Source organism: Streptomyces sp. NPDC048584 (genome assembly GCF_043199595.1).
Classification (GTDB): Bacteria; Actinomycetota; Actinomycetes; order Streptomycetales; family Streptomycetaceae; genus Streptomyces; species Streptomyces edwardsiae.
The window spans coordinates 227,408-245,215 of sequence record NZ_JBICWF010000007.1 but is presented as its reverse complement, the minus strand read 5'-3'; the positions used below and the strand labels follow the sequence as shown (position 1 = coordinate 245,215).

Genomic DNA, 17,808 nt, shown 5'->3' with positions numbered 1-17,808 from the left:
CTCAGGCACTCCGCTCGGCGGGCGGCTCGGCCGCGTCGACCCGGGCTGCCGTTTCTTCTTCGAAGAGCAGCTCGCTCAGCTCGTCGACGAACCGCTGGAACTCCGGGCTCCGCATCATCTCCGGCACCCGGGGGCGCGGCAGGTCGATCTCGACCGTGCGCAGGATGCGGCCGGGCCGCGGCGTCATCACGACGACCAGGTCCGAGAGGAAGATCGCCTCGGAGATACCGTGCGTGACGAGCAGCGTGGTGGCCGGCCTCTGCGTCCAGATCCGCTGCAGTTCGAGGTTCATCCGCTGCCGGGTCATGTCGTCGAGGGCGCCGAACGGCTCGTCGAGCAGGAGGATCTCCGGCTCGAAGGCGAGGGCTCTCGCGATCGACACCCGCTGGCGCATGCCGCCGGACAGCTGGCTGGGCCGCGCCTCCTCGAAGCCTCGTAGCCCGACCAGTTCGACGACGTCCTGGATGGTCGACCGGTCGGGGCGTCGGCCCGCCACTTCGAGCGGCAGCCGGATGTTGTCCGTCACGGTGCGCCACGGCAGCAGCGCGGAGTCCTGGAACGCGACTCCGAGGCGGCCGCTCTTGCGCGCGACCGACGGACTCCGGCCGTTCACCGACACGCTGCCGGCGGTCGGGTGGTCCAGGTCGGCGAGGAGCCGCAGCACCGTCGACTTCCCGCACCCGGAGCGGCCGATCAGACTGACGAACCGGTTGCGGTCCACCGTGAGGCTCACACCGCCGAGAGCGTCGACACGCTTCCGCCTGGTCATGAAGGTCTTTGTGACTTCGTGAAGCTCGATTCCAGCGGGTGTTGTCGCTGTTGCTCGGTCTACCTGCGCAGGCATTCGGGCTCCCTCTCTCTCAATGTTGGAAGTTGCTGACGATGAGGACTTCGGCGGGCTCGTCGCCGCCGAGCCCCCAGCGATGGGGGATGTCACCGTCATGGTTGAGCGCGTCGCCGGGACCGAGGTCGACAGGGCGGCCTCGCAGGAACTCGACGCGCAGATACCCGCGGATCACGTACACCACGTCCTCGCCCTCGTGCTCGAACCAGTCCTGCGGCGGGTCCGTCTGCTCGATGAGATAGCGGTGTGCCTTGAGAGACAGTCCCGAGCCGCCCCGGGTCAGCAGCCGCGGCCGCTGGGCGTCCTCGCGGTTGCCCGCCCGCATCTCCTGGCCGCTTCCGGCCCGGGTGACCAGGATCGAGGTGGAACTGACGGGCAGCAGGCCGTTCGGTGTGGTCTTCAGTAACTCGGCGAGGCGGTACAGCCGGGGCAGGCTGATCGACGACTGGCCCTGCTCCAGCTGCGTGATGAACGACGCCGACACTCCGAGGCGGGCGGCGAGCTCCTTGCTCGTCAGCCCCAGCTCCTGACGCCGGTGACGTACCGCTGCTCCGACGTCGCGCGCGAAGCCGTCGGCCTCGTCCGCGGCCCTCGCCCCGTGGACCCGGCCGGTGGTCTCCTTCGGCTCGGTCACGACAGCGCCTTGAGTTCGGGGTGCTCCCGGTAGAGCTCGTCCAGCAGGGACATGTCGAACAGCGCGTCCACGGTCGTACGGACGCCGGTGAGCCCGAGTGTCTCGACTGTCTCCTTCTGCAGCGCCTCCGTGACGGTGAAAATGCCGTTCTTCCTGGTGTCCGCGGTCCGCACCAGGGCGATCTCCGCCTTGTTGCAGGCCAGTTGGTTGTCGTAGTCGTACTGCAACGACTTGCCGTACTTGTTCACGGTCAGGTCCGCGCCCGTCTCCGGGTCGGCGATGTTCGCTCTCCAGCCCATGATGTCGGCGCGCAGGGCCGCCTTGAGCAGCCTCCGGTTCTTGGCGATCTGGTCCGTCGAGGCAACGTAGGTCTGGGTTACGGTCCGGTACTTGAAGTCGCCGAACATCATGACGGCCGTGTCGTACCCGGCCTGCTTCAGGCTGATCGGGGAGTTCGTCGAGTAGTCCATGATCCCGTCCACCTGGCCGGCGATCAGGGGAGCGGGGTCGTACTGGAACGGCACGATCTTCGTGTCCGAGGACTTCAGCCCGTTGACCGCGAGGAACGCGTGCACCGCGGGCCTGTCCGCGTCGGAGACGGCGATCGTCCTCCCCTTCAGGCCCTCCGGCGTCCTGATGGGGTCCTTCTTCAGCGACACGATGCACGACGGCGTCTTCTGGTAGAGAGCGCCGATGACCCGGAACGACGCGCCGTTCCCGTTCGCCGCGACGATCTCCGTCGGCGACGAGACACCGAACTGTGCGGTCTCACTCGCCAGTTGCGTCAGCACGGAGACCGCGGAGGGGCCGCCCGGGATGAACTTGACCGACGAGAAGCCGACGTTCTTGTAGTACCCCTTCGTATCGGCCAGATACGGACCCGCCTGGGTCACGTCGTACAACCAGGAGAAGGCGTACTCGAGTTCACCGAGGTCGTCGCCCGACCGGGTGCCCGACGATCCACCGCAGCCGGCGAGCGCGAAGCCCGCCGCGGTGGAGAGGCCGAGCCCGAGCAGCCCGCGGCGCGAGAGCGTGCCGCCAGGAGGATTCAGCTTGCCGGTCATGTCGTCGTCCCTACTTGTCGTCTGAGCCGTAGGCGAGCGGACGGAGACGTTCGAGCTCGGCGGTGAACTCGGCGCGCAGGCGGTCGACGGTGGCGGCGTCCGCGAAGCAGGCGTCGAGGCCGGACAGCGCGTACTTCTCGGCGTCCTTGATGTCCCAGTCGAGATGCGCGCCCGCGTCGATGTAGCACGCGTCGACCTCCGGGCCGATGAGCGCCGGGTCGTCGGAGTTGAGGCACATGTTCAGCCCGGCGGCGGCCATCTCCGCGACATCGCGGCGGCGGCCCTCCACCTCGGCCTCCGGGTAGTCGACGAACCAGCACGCCGAGTACGGGATCTTCGAGGCGACGGTGCGCGACAGCAGCTCGGGGTCGAGCAGCGCGGCGTATCCGTGGTCGATGCGGTCCACGCGGAGAAGGTCCAGGCACTCCACCATCTCCGTGGAGTCGCCGTGCTCTCCCGCGTGCGCCGTCAGCTTGAGCCCCGCTTCGCGGGCGAGGTCGTACGCGGCCACGAACTCCGAGGGGCGCCCCGCGAGTTCGTTGGAGTCGAGGCCGATCGCCACCACCTCGTCGAGGGGGTGCGCGAGGACCTGGCGGACGAGGTCGAGCGCCGCCTCGCCGCCCAGCTCGCGGTTGATCGCGACGACGATCCGGGACTCGATGCCCGTCTCGGCGCGGGCCTCCCGTGCGCCGGCCAGGATGCCGTCCATCATCTCGGTGTAGGTCAGTTCGGGATGGTTCTGCGGGTTGAAGGCGATCTCCCGGTAGCGGCACCCGCCCGCGGCGGCGGAGACGAGGCTCTCGTGGGTGACCACGCGGAAGTCGTCCGGCGTCTGCATCGAGTTCGAGACCGCGACGTAGATCTCCAGCCCCTCGGGGAAGTCGAGGAAGCGGTACCGGTCGCCGTCGTGTGCTCCGGCGGGGAGGGTGACGCCGTGGCGCTCGGCCAGCCGGCGGGCGGTCGCGGGAGGCACGCACCCTTCTAGGTGACAGTGCACCTCCGCCTTGGGCAGCGCGCGTAGGTACTCCGCGCTCAGACGCTGCCGAGTGGGTGCTTCTGTGAGGCTGGGCTCTGCGCTCATGTCGTTCTCCTCATCGGGTGGGGATGAAATTAAGGGGCACTGAATCTCCTGTCAATGGAACGTTTCAAAAAGCGTGGTCACCTCGGGCCCGTCAGGTCCCACTTGATCTACACCTCGCCGTTTCCGGCGAGAGAGCCCGCGGGCCATCCGGTCCGCCGGCCAGAAGTCCGCCAGCGGGTCCGGTGCACCGCCGACATGCGCCCGGACGCCGGAGCGGAGGCAGGCCTCGGCCCGCGTCGACTCCGCAGAGGGAGGCCACGACTCGGCGCGACCTGCCCCGCCGGGTGAGCGGAAGGGCAGCTCCACCCCGTTGCGAAGAGGCACTGAAACGATTTAACATGTATGTAGCGCTCGCCCCAGGTAGGGGCGTCAGCAGCTGCGCCCGACAGTGCGGACGGTCAGCGGTCCCGGGCCACCGAGCACCCCGGCCAGCTCCCGGACCGCTGGCCCACAGGCATGCCGGGGAACGTCCATGTGGCGCGCCGTGAAGTCACGGACGCGGGCAGCACGCGGATCACGTGCCACGTGATCGACACTCCTGGTTCACCCTCACCGCACGGCTGCCGGCGCCGCTGCGGCCCGGCGGCGCCGCTTGTTCCGCACGGCTGTCCTCCGGGCCGTCACGGACGTGCCGGCACGACGCGGCCTCGATTCACGACGGATCCTGGCGCAGCACGCGCCGATGGGTGACCACGACGTCCCGCACGGCATCCACGAACGAATCCAGGTCGGCGCCGGTCACCGGCAGGGGGATCGCCATATAGCCTCTGCGGGCCAGGTAGAAGCCGCGCAGCATGAGCTCGAGGTGCAGCAGGGCGCGCTTTTCGGGTGCCGGGTCGATGTCGCGGCCGCTGACGATCGGGGAGCGCTGGAAGTGCAGCCCCAGGATGGAGCCGACCCCAGTCGCCTGGACGGCGACATCGAGCTCGGCGAAGAGCGAGTTCAGCCGGTCCCGAAGCCGGTCACCCCGCACGTTCGACTCGCGCACGGCCTCGGGTGTGAGGATGTCACGCAGCCCTGCCAGGCCGGCCGCCATCGTGACCGTGTTGTTGTTGAACGTCCCTGGGTGCGAGAGATGTCCGGGCACGCTCGGGTCGAACCGCTCCATCAGGCTCCGGCTGCCACCGAACGCGCCGAAGCCGAATCCCGCGCCGAGGTACTTCCCCAACGTCGTCAGGTCGGGCACGACGCCCAGCCGTTCCTGAAGGCCGCCCGGAGCCAGTCGCGAGGTCATCACCTCGTCGATGATGAGCACGACGTCGTGGCGCGTCGTCGCCTCGCGGATCGCGTGGACGAATTCGGCGGTGGCGGGCACCGCGCCACCACCGCCGAGCATCGGCTCAAGGATCACGGCCGCCAGGTCGTCACGGTGGCGCCGGATCGCGGCCAGGGTCCCGGCCACGTCGTTGTACTCGCAAACCACGTACGGGTACGGAGCGTTCAGCGGGGCCTCGCCGCGGAAGCTCAGCACGCCACCGTGATAGCCCTCTCCGAAGACCAGTACCTTGCTGCGACCCGTCACCGCGCGGGCGGTCCCGATCGCGAAGAGGTTCGCCTCGGTTCCCGAGTTCGTGAACCGCAGCAGTTCGACCGACGGGAACCGCCGCGTGATCTCCTGCGCCAGCTCGACCTCGTAGTGATTGGGGCCGCCGAAGGACAGCCCTTCGCCGAGCGCCTTGCGTACGGCCGAGAGGATCACGGGGTTGGAGTGGCCGTAGAGGCCGGCCGAGTACTCACCGAGCAGATCGACGTAGCGGTGCCCGTCGAGGTCGGTGAGGAACTGCCCCTCCCCCGCCACGAACGTGGCCGGGAAGGGAGAGTAGTGGAGCGAGGTCCGCGTGTTGCCCCCGGGCAGCACGGTCCCCGCCTGCCTGTACCGGCGCTCACTTCGAGGGTTGCTCGCGACGTACTGCCCTTCGGCCACGGCGAGCGCCTCTCGCAGCTCGGCCTCGACGTCGGTGGTGGTCATGGGGCTCCTCCTGGTGGCGGCGGCTAGGACAGCCGGATGTCGAGCCAGCCGTGCTCGTTGACGACGGCGGAATCACCTGCGCGCAGGAGCACCGTCGTGGTGGCCGATTCGAAGAGGGCGGGACCGGTGACCCGCTCCCCCTGCGTCACGGTCTCCATCCGATGCACCGGAACGTCGATCCACGCGTCCAGATACACCCGACGCACACCGGCCCGGGGTCCGGGACCGCCGCCGGTCGCAAGCGGCTCGGCGCGCAGCTCCGGCAGCTTTCCGACGATGGTGGTCCGCGCGTTCACGATGACCACCTCCTGGCCCGGCGCGTTGTACGCGTAGAGCTGCTGGTGCCGTTTGTGGAACCTCGCGACCACGTCGTCGACGAAGTCCCCCGCATCGAGGTCCACATCGGTGATGGGGACGGTGATCTCGTAGATCTGCTCGCCGTAGCGCATGTCGAGTGCGCGCTGGACCTCGATCCGCCCGTCGAACCCGTCGAGACGGTCACGGCCCTCGCGTTCCATGTCGAGGAGCACCGTGCGCAACGCGTCGGCCGAGGTCGACGCGGCGTCCCCGATATGGGAACGCACCATCTCGTAGCGCAGGTCGGTGGCGAGCATTCCCCAGGCCGAGAGGACCGAGGCGACATTGGGCACGACCACCCGCTTGATGTCGAGGAGTCGCGCCACCTCGGTGACATGAACGCCCGCTGCTCCCCCGAACGCGACCAGTGTGAAGCCGCGCGGGTCGACGCCCCTGCGGACCGACACGATGCGGATGCCCTCGGCCATGGTGGTGTTGACCACCTTGGAGATCCCGGCGGCGGCCTCGACGGTGGTCACGCCCAGCCCCTGTGCCACCTTCGCGACGGCCGACTCTGCGGCAGCGGGGTCGAGCGGAAGGTCACCCCCGGCGAAGCCGACCGGGTCAAGGAGGCCGAGAACGACGTTGGCGTCGGTGACCGTCGCCTCGGTCCCTCCGCGGCCGTAGCACGCCGGACCCGGAAGGGCACCCGCGCTCTCCGGACCCACGTGCAGAATGCCGCTGTCGACCCTGGCGACGGAGCCCCCACCCGCGCCGAGCGTGTGGATGTCCAGGGTGGGGAGCGAGACCTTGGCGGCCCCGACCTGCTTCTCCGCGGTGAGCGGCGCCTCGCCGTCCTGGAGCAGGGCGATGTCGGTGCTCGTGCCCCCCATGTCGAACGTGATCAGTTCCCCCGTCTCGATGAGCTTGGCCGCCTGCCGTGCGGCTGCGATACCTCCGGCGGGCCCCGACAGCACGGCTCCCGCGGCGAGCCGGCTCGACTCCGGGATGGTGGCCACACCGCCGTGCGAGTGCATGATCATGACCTCGCCGCCGTAGCCCGCGTCGGCGAGACGGCCGCTGAGCCGGGACAGGTAGTCGGCCAGTACCGGGCCGACATAGGCGTTGACCACGGTGGTCCAGACCCGTTCGTACTCCTTGATCTGCGGCAGGACCTCGCTCGACAGGGAGATGTAGGTGTCCGGGAGCCGACGGGCCAGCTCGGCGGCGGTCGCCTGCTCATGCTCGGGGTTGCGGTAGGAGTGGAGGTAGCAGACGGCGATCGCCTCGGCTCCCGACGCGGCGGCTGCCTCGACAGCGGCCGCGAGCGACGGCGCCGCGAGAGGGACCGCCACCGTGCCGTCGGCCCGCATCCGCTCGCGGACCCCGAAGCGCCGGGCCCGCGGTACCAGAGGCTGCGGCGGCGCCATCCGTACGTTGTACCGGTCCTCCTTCATTCCCTCGCGCATCTCGATCACGTCTCGATGGCCCTCGGTCGTGAGCAGGGCGACCTTCGCGCCCTTGTCCTCCAGCAGCGCGTTGGTCGCCACCGTCGTGCCGTGGACGATCCGCTCGGTCGCACGCAGCATCTGCTCACGCGTGGTGCCCAGCGCGGCCGCGAGCTTGGTCAGCCCCTCCAGGAGCCCGTCGGACGGGTCGTGCGGGGTGGAGGAGGACTTGGCGATCACCACTTTGCCGTTGCCGTCAACCGCGGTCAGGTCCGTGAAGGTGCCGCCGATGTCGATGCCGATCCGGTACATGCTCAGATCCCTGTCGTGAGGAGGGCGTGGTCGGTCGCGTCGTCCGCCGAGACGAATCCGTTCTCGATGTCCCGCCGCCGGGCATCGGCGGAGCGCTCGGCCGGGGGGCCGTAGCCGCCGCCGCCCGCGGACTCGACGAGGAACACCGAGTGGGGCGGTACCTCGATGTCGACCTCCTTCGTCCGCAGTTCGCGCACGTGCTCACCCGTGATGAGCCGGTACCGGTGCGGGACGCCGTCGAGACCGCCGCACGTGCCGAACGACGGGTGCCTGACACCGTCGCCGGCCGTGTTGGCCACCGCCGTCTCCTCTGTCTCCATGCGGAGCCGGAGCACCGAGCCGGCACCTCCCCGGTACTGCCCGTCGCCGAACGAGTCCGGCCGGAACTCGTGGTGCTCGAAGAAGAGCGGGAAGCGGACCTCGGCGACCTCGACCGAGCCGAACTTGGACGAGCCCATCGCCTGGCCCTCCCCCGCCGTCTCCCAGCCGTCTCCGGCCGGTGAGGCGCCGCCTCCCGGCCGCGCGTGGAAGAGGTGCCAGATGAACTGGCGGCCGGTCCGTGGGTCGACGCCCTTGATGGCGACGCGGAACCGCCGGCCCCAGCCGGCGATCACGCGATCGGGGCAGGCGCCCACGAGGGCCTTGATCACCGACTCGGCGATCTCCTGGGCGCAGTGGTTCGTGGCCAGCGTGACGGGCGCCGGGGGGCGTGCCCACACCACCGTGCCCTCCTTGGCCGTCACCGTCAGCGGCCGGAACGTTCCCGAGTTCTTGGGGGTCCGCGGTTCGATGAGGAAGGACAGGGCCATGTGGACCGCGGACATCATGTTCGGGTACGACGAGTTGATGAAGCCGGTGACCTGGGGGTGGGAGTCGCTCAGGTCGACGTGGAGGGAGTCGCCCGACACGGTGACCTTGGCCCGGATGTGGACGTCCTCGGCACCGTGTCCGTCGTCGTCCAGCACGGCCTCGCCGAAGTAGACGCCGTCGGTCCAGGTCGCGATGCAGGCCCGCGTCTGGCGCTCGGCGCTGTCGAGAATGGCGTCGATGGCCTCGGTGACCGTTTCGGCTCCGTACGCGTCCAGCAGTTGCAGGATGCGTCGCTCTCCCACCCAGGACGAGCCGATCATCGCCCGGAGGTCACCCAGGAAGTCGTCGGCGTGCCGCACGTTGGTCGCGATCATCTGCATGACGTCCTCGCGGACCGTTCCCGCGTCGTACAGCTTGAGCGGGGTGATCCGCAGCCCCTCCTGCCATATCTCGGTCGCGTTCGGGTTGTACGCGCCGTGCGTCGAGCCACCGATGTCGCTCTGGTGGGACCGGTTGATCGACCAGAAGCGCAGTTCCTCCTCGAAGAAGACCGGCACGAACGTCGTGAGGTCCGGGAGGTGATTGCCGCCGTGATAGGGGTCGTTGAGGAGATAGACGTCTCCGGGCTCGATCGAGTCGCCGAAGAAGTCGGTGATGGCGCGGACCGCCCATGGCATCGAGCCGACATGGATCGGAACGTGCTCGGCCTGTGCGACCAGCCGCGCGTCACGGTCCGTGATGGCCGTGGAGAAGTCCCTGCTCGAGTTGAGGATCTGCGAGTAGGCGGTGCGCAGCATCGCTTCACCCATCTCCTGCACGATTGCTTCGAACCGGTGCGTGATGACCGAGACGGTCACGGGGTCGGCCACGGGTTCCTGCTCTCTCTGGTCCCGGACGCCTCGCGAGTTGCTGAAGTCAGAGGCGGATGACGGTTGCCGAGATATCATACTCCACATACCGTATGTCTGTGACAAGGAATCTTCAGGCTTCTCCAGTCCTCCGGAGGCGGGCGTGAGCGTGATCATCACCGTGGCGCCGACAGGACCCATCGCTACGAAGCAGGACAACGCCTGGCTGCCGACACAGCCCGACGAGATCGCCGATCAGGTCGCCGAGGCCTACGCCGGCGGAGCCTCGGTCGCTCACCTGCACCTGCGCGACCGCGACGATCGGCCCACGGCGGACCTCGACATCGCGGCCCGCACCATCGAGCTCGTCCGGGAGCGCTGCCCCATCCTGGTGCAGCTCTCGACCGGCGTGGGCCTGAGCGTTCCGTTCGAGGAGCGCGAGCGACTCGTCGAACTGCGTCCCGAGATGGCGACGCTGAATCCGTGCAGCATGAGCTTCGGCGACGGCGAGTTCCTGAACCCGCCCGCCGGTGTCCGCCGTCTCGCCGGCCGGATGCAGGAGCTGGGCGTCAAACCGGAGCTCGAGATCTACGACACGGGGCACCTCGACGCCTGCCTGCGGCTCCGGGACGAAGGACTGCTGGCCGAGCCACTGCAGTTCAGCATCGTCCTCGGGGTCCGCGGCGGCATGGCGGCGACCGCGGAGAACCTCATGATGATGGTGCGCCGGCTCCCGGAGGGCGCCGCATGGCAGGTCATCGCCATCGGCCGGGCCAACCTGGAGCTGACGGCGATCGGGCTGGCACTCGGCGGGAACTGCCGGGCCGGGCTGGAGGACACGCTCTATCTGCGCAAGGGCGAGCCGGCTCGGGGCAGCGCGCCGCTCGTCGCGCGGGCGGCGGCCGTGGCGCGCGCCCTCGACCTCACCGTCTCCGACGTCGCCGGCACACGTCGCCGGCTTCAACTGCCCGACCAGGAAGGCTGACCGCGATGACGGACCAGATCCCGATGACCATCGGCGGCAGCGCCGTCACCACAGCAGGGTCGTTCGAGGTGGTCGACCCTGCCACCGGTGTGCCGTTCGCGATGGCACCGGAGTGCACGAAGGAACAGCTGGACCGTGCGATGCGGTCCGCCCAGGAGGCGTACCGAACCTGGAAGCGGGACGAGGCCGCCAGGCGGGAGCTGCTGCTCTCGGCAGCCGACGCCGTCCTCGCGGCGACAGACACGATCGCCCCCCTGCTGACCCGGGAGCAGGGCAAGCCGCTCGCCGACGCGCGGATGGAGGTCCGCTCTGTGGCGCTGTGGCTGCGTCACTTCGCCGGACTCGAGGTCGAGGACGAGGTCCTCCAGGACGACGACAAGGCCCACATCCGGGTCGCGCGCCGCCCGCTCGGGGTCGTGGCCGCGATCACCCCGTGGAACTTCCCCCTCAGTCTGGCGGCGTGGAAGATCGCCCCCGCGCTGCGTGCGGGCAACACGATGGTCCTCAAGCCGTCGCCGTACACGCCGCTGGCGACCTTGCTGCTCGGCCAGGTGCTGACCGGCGTGCTACCCGCAGGCGTCCTCAACGTGGTGAGCGGCTCCGACCCGCTCGGTGCCCTCATGACGGGGCACCCGGTTCCGCGCAAGATCTCCTTCACGGGCTCCGTGGCCACCGGCAAACACGTCGCGGCCGCGGCGGCGCCGGACCTGAAGCGCATCACGCTGGAACTCGGCGGCAACGATCCCGCGATCCTGCTCGACGACGTCGATGTCGAGGCGGTGGCCGAGCGGCTCTTCTGGTCGGCCTTCCGCAACAACGGGCAGGTGTGCTCGGCGGTCAAACGCGTCTACGCTCCGGAGCACCGCTACGACGAGGTCGTCGAAGCGCTCGCTTCCCTCGCGGGCTCGGTGCGGGTCGGCGCCGGAAGCGATCCGAAGAGCCGGCTCGGGCCCCTCAACAACGCGCCCCAGTTGCAGCGTGTCGCCGCACTGGTCGACGACGCGGTGAGCCGCGGGGGTCAGGCCGTCGCCGGTGGAGCCGCCGTTGACGGCCCGGGCTTCTTCTACCGGCCGACCATCCTCCGAGGGGTCGCGGACGGCATGGCGGTCGTCGACGAGGAGCAGTTCGGGCCGGTGCTCCCGGTGCTGCCCTACCGGTCGGTGGACGAGGCGGTCGAGCGCGCCAACGGCACCCACTTCGGGCTCTCGGGTTCGGTCTGGGGCACCGATGCCGACCGCGCGGCGGCCGTGGCCGACGAGCTGGACTGCGGCACCGCGTGGGTCAACACCCATCTGGCCCTTCGCCCCGATCAGCCCTTCGGGGGCGCGAAGTGGAGCGGCATCGGCGTCGAGAACGGGCACTGGGGGCTGCACTCCTTCACCGAGGTGAAGGTGCTGCACCGGAGCCACGCGTGACCGCTCCGGCGGGCACGCCGGCCATCGGGGCCATAGCCCGAGAGCCGCTGTCGGCCGACCAGCAGACCCGGCTGCACCGCACCATGTGGGCTGAACGCGGTCGCCTGTTGGACCTGCCGGTCACCGTCACCCCGTGCCCCTACGACGACGCACAGCTCACGGCTCTCGAACGCGAGGGCCGGGCCGTCGGGTACCTGCCGCACGAGCTGAGCTCGCACCTCACGAGGGACCGGTTCCGGAAAGTCTTCCCGGACATGGACTCCTACGCCGAGGCCCCGGCGAACGGCTTCACCAACACGGCCGACGTCTGGGGGTGGTTCGACTACGAGGCTGCCCGTGAAGCGCCCTGGCCCGATCTCGACGAGCCGGCCACTCTGGCGGCGGTCGCCGCAGCCGGGCGGACCGTGCTGACCCTCGACCAGTACATCGTGGCCAGCCAGGACCAGCACCTGCTGACCGGCCACCACCTGGACGACCGACGCAGCTGGTCGCGGCTGGCCACCTCATACGACGGCCGCACCATCGCGGCACGGTTCGACGGTGAGAAGCCGGAGGAGGGCCGCGAGGACGAGCCCCCCGCCCCCGGCTCGCTGCTGGTCGCCTACGATCTCACTCCCAGCGACAACGGCCGGATGCTCGGGGTCCGCACACGGTCCGCGACCCCACCCCTGAAGTCCCTCTGGGACGACCTGTGGACCCGGACCACCGACGCCTACGTCCGGGCCGGATACCCCGCACGGCTCGGCACCACTCCCGCCCGCTATCTCGCCGGGCTGCCGCGGGTCCCACGGCAGCCCGCCGTGTATGCGGACCGGTTCGTGCTCCCCCTGGTCGTCGAGACACGCATCCCGTGGCAGGAGCAGGCCCGGCTCCTCGGAGTACGGCTGTCGAGCCAGTCGCAGCGCTTCTCGTTCGAGGCCCTCGACCCGGCGGCCTGCCCGGACAAGCCCTACGTCGGCTGGTTCAACGCGTGGCACGCCCGGTTCCCCGAGCCCGTCAGTTCCATCGACGCCCGTGCGGAGCTCGCCGTCGACGAGCGCGGTGGCACGCCGATCGAACTCCTCGCGATGAACGCCGCCCTGCCCGACCTGGTGCGGACGTCTCGCTTCTACGAGGCCATCGGCTTCGTGATGACGGAACCGACCACCACGCACATCACCAACCGCAGCCCGGGCCGCTGCCTGTGCCTGTACCGCTGGCGAGGAGCCCCGGAACTCGGCGCCAACCAGCACCCGATCCCCTACCCGATGTTCCGGCCCCTCGTCCGGGGCCGGGACGTCACCACCCTTCTTACGACGACCGAGGAACGCCGATGAGCACGCACTTCATGCAGCAGGTACTTCAGGACCACATCGACGCGGGCAAGGGTTCGCAGACGGCGTGGTGGGACGAGACGCGCATCCCACTGGACAGCATCGGCAAGCGGGTCACCGACCTGCTGGACCTGCGGGGCCGACGCGCGGTGGTGACGGGCGGGGCGGGCATCAACCTCGGTCAGGCCTGTGTGAACCGGCTGGCCGGCCTGGGCGCCGACGTCGCGGTCGTCGACCTGAGCGCGGAGCAGGTCCGGGAGCGCGGCTTCTCCAGGCATCCCGACGCGCCGGACGCGGCCGGCACCGCTGCCGCGGCGGCCGAGAAGTGGGGCACGAAGGTCGTTCCCATCCACGGTGACGTCATGGACTGGGACGGCGTCCAGAGCGTCATGGCACAGGCCGCGGAGGCGCTCGGCGGCATCGACATCCTGGTCAACAACGCGGCCGACGTCGTCGTCGGCGATTTCGTCACCTTCGGACGGGAGGAGATCGACCGTTCCGTGCGGGGGACGCTGACCGGGCCGATGTACTGCAGCCGCGCGGTCCTCGACCACATGCTGCCCCAGGGACGCGGGCGGATCATCAACATCGGCTCCGAGGCCGGGAGTTCCGCGATGCCCTGGCTGACGGTGTACGGCGCCCTGAAAGCCGGGCTCGGGCAGTTCACACGGTTCCTGGGCAAGGAACTGGGACCGCAGGGCATCCAGGTGCTCGGTGTCAACGCCGGTTCGATGTGGGGCCCGGGCCGACCACTGACCGATGACCGCCCCGAGACGCTCTACCCGCGCGGCAGGACGGCGATCCAGCGCTACGAACTGCCCGAGGAGGTTGCCAACATGGTCGCCTTCCTCGCAGGCGACGCGGCCAGCGCCATGAACGGAGCCATGATCGACATGGGCGGCGGGATGGCGGTCTGACCGTTCGTTCGGATGCCCACCGGTCCGGTCGGACGCCCGGCCGGTCCTGCCCGGCCAAGTCCGGTGGGCGGTTCACAACCGGTTCACGAAGCGGAACGCGGTCGTGGCCAACCGCCGGTCACCCGGGTTGACTACGGGCGCCCCCTGGTCCGGCAGGTCCCGGGGCTGCTGCCCGCGGCGCGTCCGGCGGAGCCGGCGCGTCACCTCCGACGCCGAAGGAGAGAGCGTGAACATCGCAGTCCCCCGAGAATGCGGGAGCCATCATGAGGGTCCCGAGGTCCCCGGCACGGAAGGCGGCGCATCCCTGTGACCGCCGCGACGGTGGCCGGCGAGTCCGAGTCCGCCCTGGGCGCCGATTTCACCCGGCGCGGCTGGACCGACGGGCTGCCGGTCACGGTGCCGACGGCCGAGCGGGTCGACGCCTTCCTCGCCACCGCGGGCCGGGATCCGGAGGAGGTGCTGCTCCGCGTCGAGGAGAACCGGCGTGACGTCACCGTCCGGCTGGCCGCGGTCAACGCCGTGCTGGCCGGCTGCTCCGCGGAGCAGTTCCCCGTCGTGGTGGCCGCGATCCAGGGCTGGGCCGACCCTCGGTGGGGCGCGGGGGACCGGACCTTCTTCTACATGTCCAATGCCAGCACGGGCGGCGGTGCGCAGCTCACCGTCGTGAACGGGCCCGTGCGTCACACACTCGGCATGAACAGCGGGACCAATCTGTACGCCCCGGCCGCCCACGCGAATGTGGCGATCGGGCGGGCTCTTCGACTGGTCCTGCGCAACGTCCTCGGCTTCGTCCCGGGAACGCTGGACCAGGCCACACAGGGTCACCCGGGCAAGCTCGGGTTCTGCCTCGCGGAGAACGAGGAGCAGTCGCCCTGGGAGCCGCTGCACGTCGAACACGGTCACGACGCGGACGACAGCACCGTGATGGTGATGAGCGGACGGGGCCCCGAGCCGATCGAGAACCGCACCGGCACCAGCGCCGAGGGCATCCTGCACACGATCGCGGACACCCTCTCCCGGCTCGGCGCCATGGTCCCCGGTGGCCCGGTGGTCGTCGTGATGGGGCCGGAACACGCCGACATCGTCGGCTCCAAGCACGGGTGGTCGAAGCAGGAGGCCAAGCAGTTCCTCTACGAGAACTTCCGACGACCGGTCGCGGACCTGGCCAGGGCGGAACTCACGTTCCGGCCCGATCCGGCGCGTGACAGGACCGAGGGGGGCATCACCTACCGCTACGGGGCACGGGACCCGGGCGACATCGCCTTGATCGTGGCCGGGGGCCGCAACGCCGGCATCTCCTCGGTGATCACCAGCTGGTGCTATGCCACGGCTCCCGGCGACTTCATCCTCGCGCCGGTCCGCAGGCCCTGAACACACCCGCCGAGCACACACCGCCCAGAACGAACCGAGAGCAAGGAGGTCGCGATGGTGATCGAGGCGTTGGTCCCTGTCCCGGACGACGCGGTCGCGGAGGTGAGGACGGCGGCACGGCCGACACGCACCGACAAGCTGGTGGTCGGCCTCCTCGCCAACACCAAGCGGAACGCCCCGGAGCTCCTCGAGGCCGTCGCGGCGCTGCTGGAGTCCGAACTCCCGGGCGTCGAGTTCATCGGCCCGGTGGTGACCGAGGGGGTGATGCTCCCGTCCGCGGCTCAGCTGGCCGATCTGGCCGACCGCTGTGACGCCGTCCTCACCGGGCTCGGTGACTGCGGGTCCTGCTCGGCGACGACGATGCACGTGGCCACCGACTTCGAGGTGCGCGGCGTACCGGCCGCCGCGATCTGCACGGAGCCGTTCCTCGCCTCGGCATCGGCCATGGCCGCCCGCCGGGGCCTGCCGGGTTATGCCTTCGCCCGCGTCACACACCCGGTGTCGAGTCTCGAGCGGCACGAGATCGAGGAGCGCGCCCTGGAAGCGCTGCCTCAGGTACTGACCATCCTGGGCGTCGACGCGCTCAGACAAGCAGCAGGCCGTGAGGACTTCGTGGCCGGGATCAGCGAGGTGGCCGGATGAGTGGCGCCGACGAGTACGACGTCGCTGTCGTCGGAGGCGGCCTCGCCGCCCTGTCCGCCGGCCTGTTCGCGGCGAGTTTCGGCCTGCGCACGACCGTCGTGACCGAGATCGTCATGGGTGGCGAGCTCATCAACCTGGAGGAGGTCGAGCGGTTCCCCGGGATCGCCGATCCGATCTCCGGCAGCGAGCTGGCCGGCCGCGTCGAAGCGCAGGCGCTGGAGGCCGGCGCGGAGTTCGTGTTCGACGACGTCACCGAGATCGCCAGGGACGGAGCGGGCTTCGTCGTCCGCGGTCACGAGACGGAGATCCGGTCCCGCACAGTCGTCGCAGCGATGGGGGCCGGCCGCCGCCGTCCGGGGCTGGACGGTGAACGTGATCTGGAGGGGCGCGGCGTCTCCTACTGCGGCACGTGCGACGGCCCGTTCTTCAAGGAGAAGTCCGTCGCCGTGCTGGGAGACCACGACTTCGCCGGTCGTGAGGCGCTGGTCGTCGCCCGCTACGCGTCGGCTGTCACTCTGATCACTCGTCGCGGGGAACCCGACCTCTCCAGAGCCACCAGGTCGGCCATCGACGGGAGCGACCGGATCCGCGTGCTGCCCCATTCCGAGGTGGAGGCCCTGACGGGATCCGGCGGAGTGCTGGGGGCGGTGCGCATCCGCGACCTCACGACGGACGAGGTCTCCGATCTCGATGTGGCGGGACTCTTCGTCAACGCCGGCGTGGAACCGAGGACGTCGCTGCTGCGGGATCTGGTGGATCTCGACCCGGATGGCCGCGTGCGCGTGGACGCCGGGATGCGGACCTCCGTCGAGGGACTGTTCGCCGTGGGTGAGCTCAGGTCCGACTTCGTCGGCTATGCGGTCGCCGCGGCCGGCGACGGCGCCGCCGCCGCCGGATCCGCACGACGCCTCGTCAAGAGCTAGCCGTATGTGAACGCGATGGGTTCTCCCCGGAGCGGGCCTGGTCAGGCAACCGCGGGAGCTCCAGCCAGGGTGCAACGCACCCTCGTTCCCTGCCGCGCCGGCACCGAGGATGATGCCATGACCGATTCGAAGATCATCCTCGTCACCGGCGCCAGCAGCGGCATCGGTGAAGCAGTGGCGGCGCACCTCGCCGCCGAAGGACATCACGTCGTCGCCGGGGCTCGGCGCGAGGACCGCCTCGCCGAACTGGCCGGCCGGGTCCGGGACGCCGGCGGCAGCATAGACGTGCGGCGCCTCGACGTCACCGACCGTGCGGACGTCGCCGCGTTCGTCGACGGGGCGGTGGCCGAGCACGGGCGGGTGGACGTCATCGTCAACAACGCCGGAATAATGCCGATGTCGCGGCTCGACGCGCTGCTCGTCGATCAGTGGGACCAGATGATCGACGTCAACGTGCGCGGGCTGCTGCACGGCATCGCGGCGACGCTGCCGCACTTCCAGCGCCAGGGTGGTGGACACTTCATCACGATGGGGTCCACCGCCGCGCACGAACTCGTGCCGACGGGCGCGGTGTACTGCGCGACGAAGTACGCGGCCTGGGCGATCACCGAGGGCCTGCGTCTGGAGGCCGACCCGTCGATCCGGGTGACGACCGTCTCCCCCGGTGTCGTGGAATCCGACATCGCCGAGACCATCACCGACCCGACCGCGGCCCAGGCGATCAAGGAGTACCGCGCGGCCGGCGCCATCTCGCCGGATTCGATCGCCCGCGCGATCGCCTTCGCCATCGGAGAGCCGGCGGATGTGGACGTCAACGAGTTGATCATCCGGCCGACTGTGGCACGCTGACGCCGCACCGCCGACCCGGCGCAGGAAGGGCACACGATCCCGGTGTCCGCGCTCAGCGGACGCCCCTGTCCGAACGACGCGTCCGG

The 17,808-nt window shown here is 70.1% G+C and carries 15 protein-coding genes; 8 read left to right on the top strand and 7 right to left on the bottom strand.

Annotation, left to right across the window (positions count from 1 at the left end; all coding sequences use genetic code 11):
- Nucleotide 1 precedes the first annotated feature (1 nt).
- The 7 genes from ACGFR9_RS17835 to ACGFR9_RS17805 all read right to left on the bottom strand — a co-directional run bounded on the left by ACGFR9_RS17835 (nt 2) and on the right by ACGFR9_RS17805 (nt 9,328).
- Complete coding sequence (locus ACGFR9_RS17835; protein WP_393209088.1) at nt 2-769, bottom strand: ABC transporter ATP-binding protein; 768 nt, start codon at nt 767-769, stop codon at nt 2-4.
- A gap of 91 nt (nt 770-860) precedes the next feature.
- Nucleotides 861-1,478: a helix-turn-helix domain-containing protein gene (locus ACGFR9_RS17830; protein WP_393209085.1), complete on the bottom strand. Its 618-nt coding sequence runs from the start codon at nt 1,476-1,478 to the stop codon at nt 861-863.
- On the bottom strand, nt 1,475-2,542 hold the full coding sequence (locus ACGFR9_RS17825; protein WP_393209082.1) for an ABC transporter substrate-binding protein: 1,068 nt from the start codon (nt 2,540-2,542) through the stop codon (nt 1,475-1,477). The genes ACGFR9_RS17830 and ACGFR9_RS17825 overlap by 4 nt, the downstream gene beginning before the upstream one ends.
- Nucleotides 2,543-2,552: 10 nt before the next feature.
- A complete protein-coding gene (gene add / locus ACGFR9_RS17820) occupies nt 2,553-3,623 on the bottom strand; it encodes an adenosine deaminase (RefSeq protein WP_393209079.1) in 1,071 nt (356 codons plus the stop codon).
- Between the two features lie 652 nt (nt 3,624-4,275).
- Nucleotides 4,276-5,592 carry an aspartate aminotransferase family protein gene (locus tag ACGFR9_RS17815; RefSeq protein WP_393209076.1) on the bottom strand — a complete coding sequence of 439 codons (1,317 nt, stop codon included), beginning with the start codon at nt 5,590-5,592 and terminating at the stop codon, nt 4,276-4,278.
- 23 nt (nt 5,593-5,615) lie between these two features.
- Nucleotides 5,616-7,649 (bottom strand): hydantoinase/oxoprolinase family protein, encoded by a 2,034-nt coding sequence (locus ACGFR9_RS17810; RefSeq protein ID WP_393209073.1) that lies wholly within the window; start codon nt 7,647-7,649, stop codon nt 5,616-5,618.
- 2 nt (nt 7,650-7,651) lie between these two features.
- The gene (locus tag ACGFR9_RS17805) at nt 7,652-9,328 is read right to left on the bottom strand and encodes a hydantoinase B/oxoprolinase family protein (protein ID WP_393209070.1); all 1,677 of its coding nucleotides are present in this window, start codon (nt 9,326-9,328) and stop codon (nt 7,652-7,654) included.
- Nucleotides 9,329-9,470: 142 nt separating this feature from the next.
- Between ACGFR9_RS17805 and ACGFR9_RS17800 the strand changes: the two genes are divergently transcribed.
- The 8 genes from ACGFR9_RS17800 to ACGFR9_RS17765 all read left to right on the top strand — a co-directional run bounded on the left by ACGFR9_RS17800 (nt 9,471) and on the right by ACGFR9_RS17765 (nt 17,722).
- Complete coding sequence (locus ACGFR9_RS17800) at nt 9,471-10,292, top strand: 3-keto-5-aminohexanoate cleavage protein (protein ID WP_393209067.1); 822 nt, start codon at nt 9,471-9,473, stop codon at nt 10,290-10,292.
- A 5-nt stretch (nt 10,293-10,297) separates the two neighbouring features.
- Entirely contained in the window at nt 10,298-11,707 is a 1,410-nt protein-coding gene (locus tag ACGFR9_RS17795; RefSeq protein ID WP_393209064.1) for an aldehyde dehydrogenase family protein, read from the top strand.
- Complete coding sequence (locus ACGFR9_RS17790; protein WP_393209061.1) at nt 11,704-13,023, top strand: hypothetical protein; 1,320 nt, start codon at nt 11,704-11,706, stop codon at nt 13,021-13,023. The genes ACGFR9_RS17795 and ACGFR9_RS17790 overlap by 4 nt, the downstream gene beginning before the upstream one ends.
- The gene (locus ACGFR9_RS17785) at nt 13,020-13,937 is read left to right on the top strand and encodes an SDR family NAD(P)-dependent oxidoreductase (protein ID WP_393209058.1); all 918 of its coding nucleotides are present in this window, start codon (nt 13,020-13,022) and stop codon (nt 13,935-13,937) included. Before ACGFR9_RS17790 ends, ACGFR9_RS17785 begins: the two co-directional genes overlap by 4 nt.
- A gap of 306 nt (nt 13,938-14,243) precedes the next feature.
- Nucleotides 14,244-15,308 carry a hypothetical protein gene (locus tag ACGFR9_RS17780; RefSeq protein ID WP_393209055.1) on the top strand — a complete coding sequence of 355 codons (1,065 nt, stop codon included), beginning with the start codon at nt 14,244-14,246 and terminating at the stop codon, nt 15,306-15,308.
- A 54-nt stretch (nt 15,309-15,362) separates the two neighbouring features.
- Nucleotides 15,363-15,950, top strand: a complete 588-nt coding sequence (locus ACGFR9_RS17775) for a UGSC family (seleno)protein (protein WP_393209053.1) — start codon at nt 15,363-15,365, stop codon at nt 15,948-15,950.
- Complete coding sequence (locus tag ACGFR9_RS17770; protein ID WP_393209050.1) at nt 15,947-16,873, top strand: NAD(P)/FAD-dependent oxidoreductase; 927 nt, start codon at nt 15,947-15,949, stop codon at nt 16,871-16,873. The genes ACGFR9_RS17775 and ACGFR9_RS17770 overlap by 4 nt, the downstream gene beginning before the upstream one ends.
- Nucleotides 16,874-16,990: 117 nt before the next feature.
- A complete protein-coding gene (locus ACGFR9_RS17765; RefSeq protein WP_393209047.1) occupies nt 16,991-17,722 on the top strand; it encodes an SDR family oxidoreductase in 732 nt (243 codons plus the stop codon).
- Nucleotides 17,723-17,808 lie beyond the last annotated feature (86 nt).

Bases quoted from the DNA above. Each gene is read 5' to 3' on its own strand.
- ACGFR9_RS17825 (WP_393209082.1), bottom strand. From the start codon at position 2,542: ATGACCGGCAAGCTGAATCCTCCTGGCGGCACGCTCTCGCGCCGCGGG.
- ACGFR9_RS17810 (WP_393209073.1), bottom strand. From the start codon at position 7,649: ATGTACCGGATCGGCATCGACATCGGCGGCACCTTCACGGACCTGACC.
- ACGFR9_RS17795 (WP_393209064.1), top strand. From the start codon at position 10,298: ATGACGGACCAGATCCCGATGACCATCGGCGGCAGCGCCGTCACCACA.
- add (WP_393209079.1), bottom strand. From the start codon at position 3,623: ATGAGCGCAGAGCCCAGCCTCACAGAAGCACCCACTCGGCAGCGTCTG.
- ACGFR9_RS17785 (WP_393209058.1), top strand. From the start codon at position 13,020: ATGAGCACGCACTTCATGCAGCAGGTACTTCAGGACCACATCGACGCG.
- ACGFR9_RS17765 (WP_393209047.1), top strand. From the start codon at position 16,991: ATGACCGATTCGAAGATCATCCTCGTCACCGGCGCCAGCAGCGGCATC.
- ACGFR9_RS17775 (WP_393209053.1), top strand. From the start codon at position 15,363: ATGGTGATCGAGGCGTTGGTCCCTGTCCCGGACGACGCGGTCGCGGAG.
- ACGFR9_RS17835 (WP_393209088.1), bottom strand. From the start codon at position 769: ATGACCAGGCGGAAGCGTGTCGACGCTCTCGGCGGTGTGAGCCTCACG.
- ACGFR9_RS17815 (WP_393209076.1), bottom strand. From the start codon at position 5,592: ATGACCACCACCGACGTCGAGGCCGAGCTGCGAGAGGCGCTCGCCGTG.
- ACGFR9_RS17770 (WP_393209050.1), top strand. From the start codon at position 15,947: ATGAGTGGCGCCGACGAGTACGACGTCGCTGTCGTCGGAGGCGGCCTC.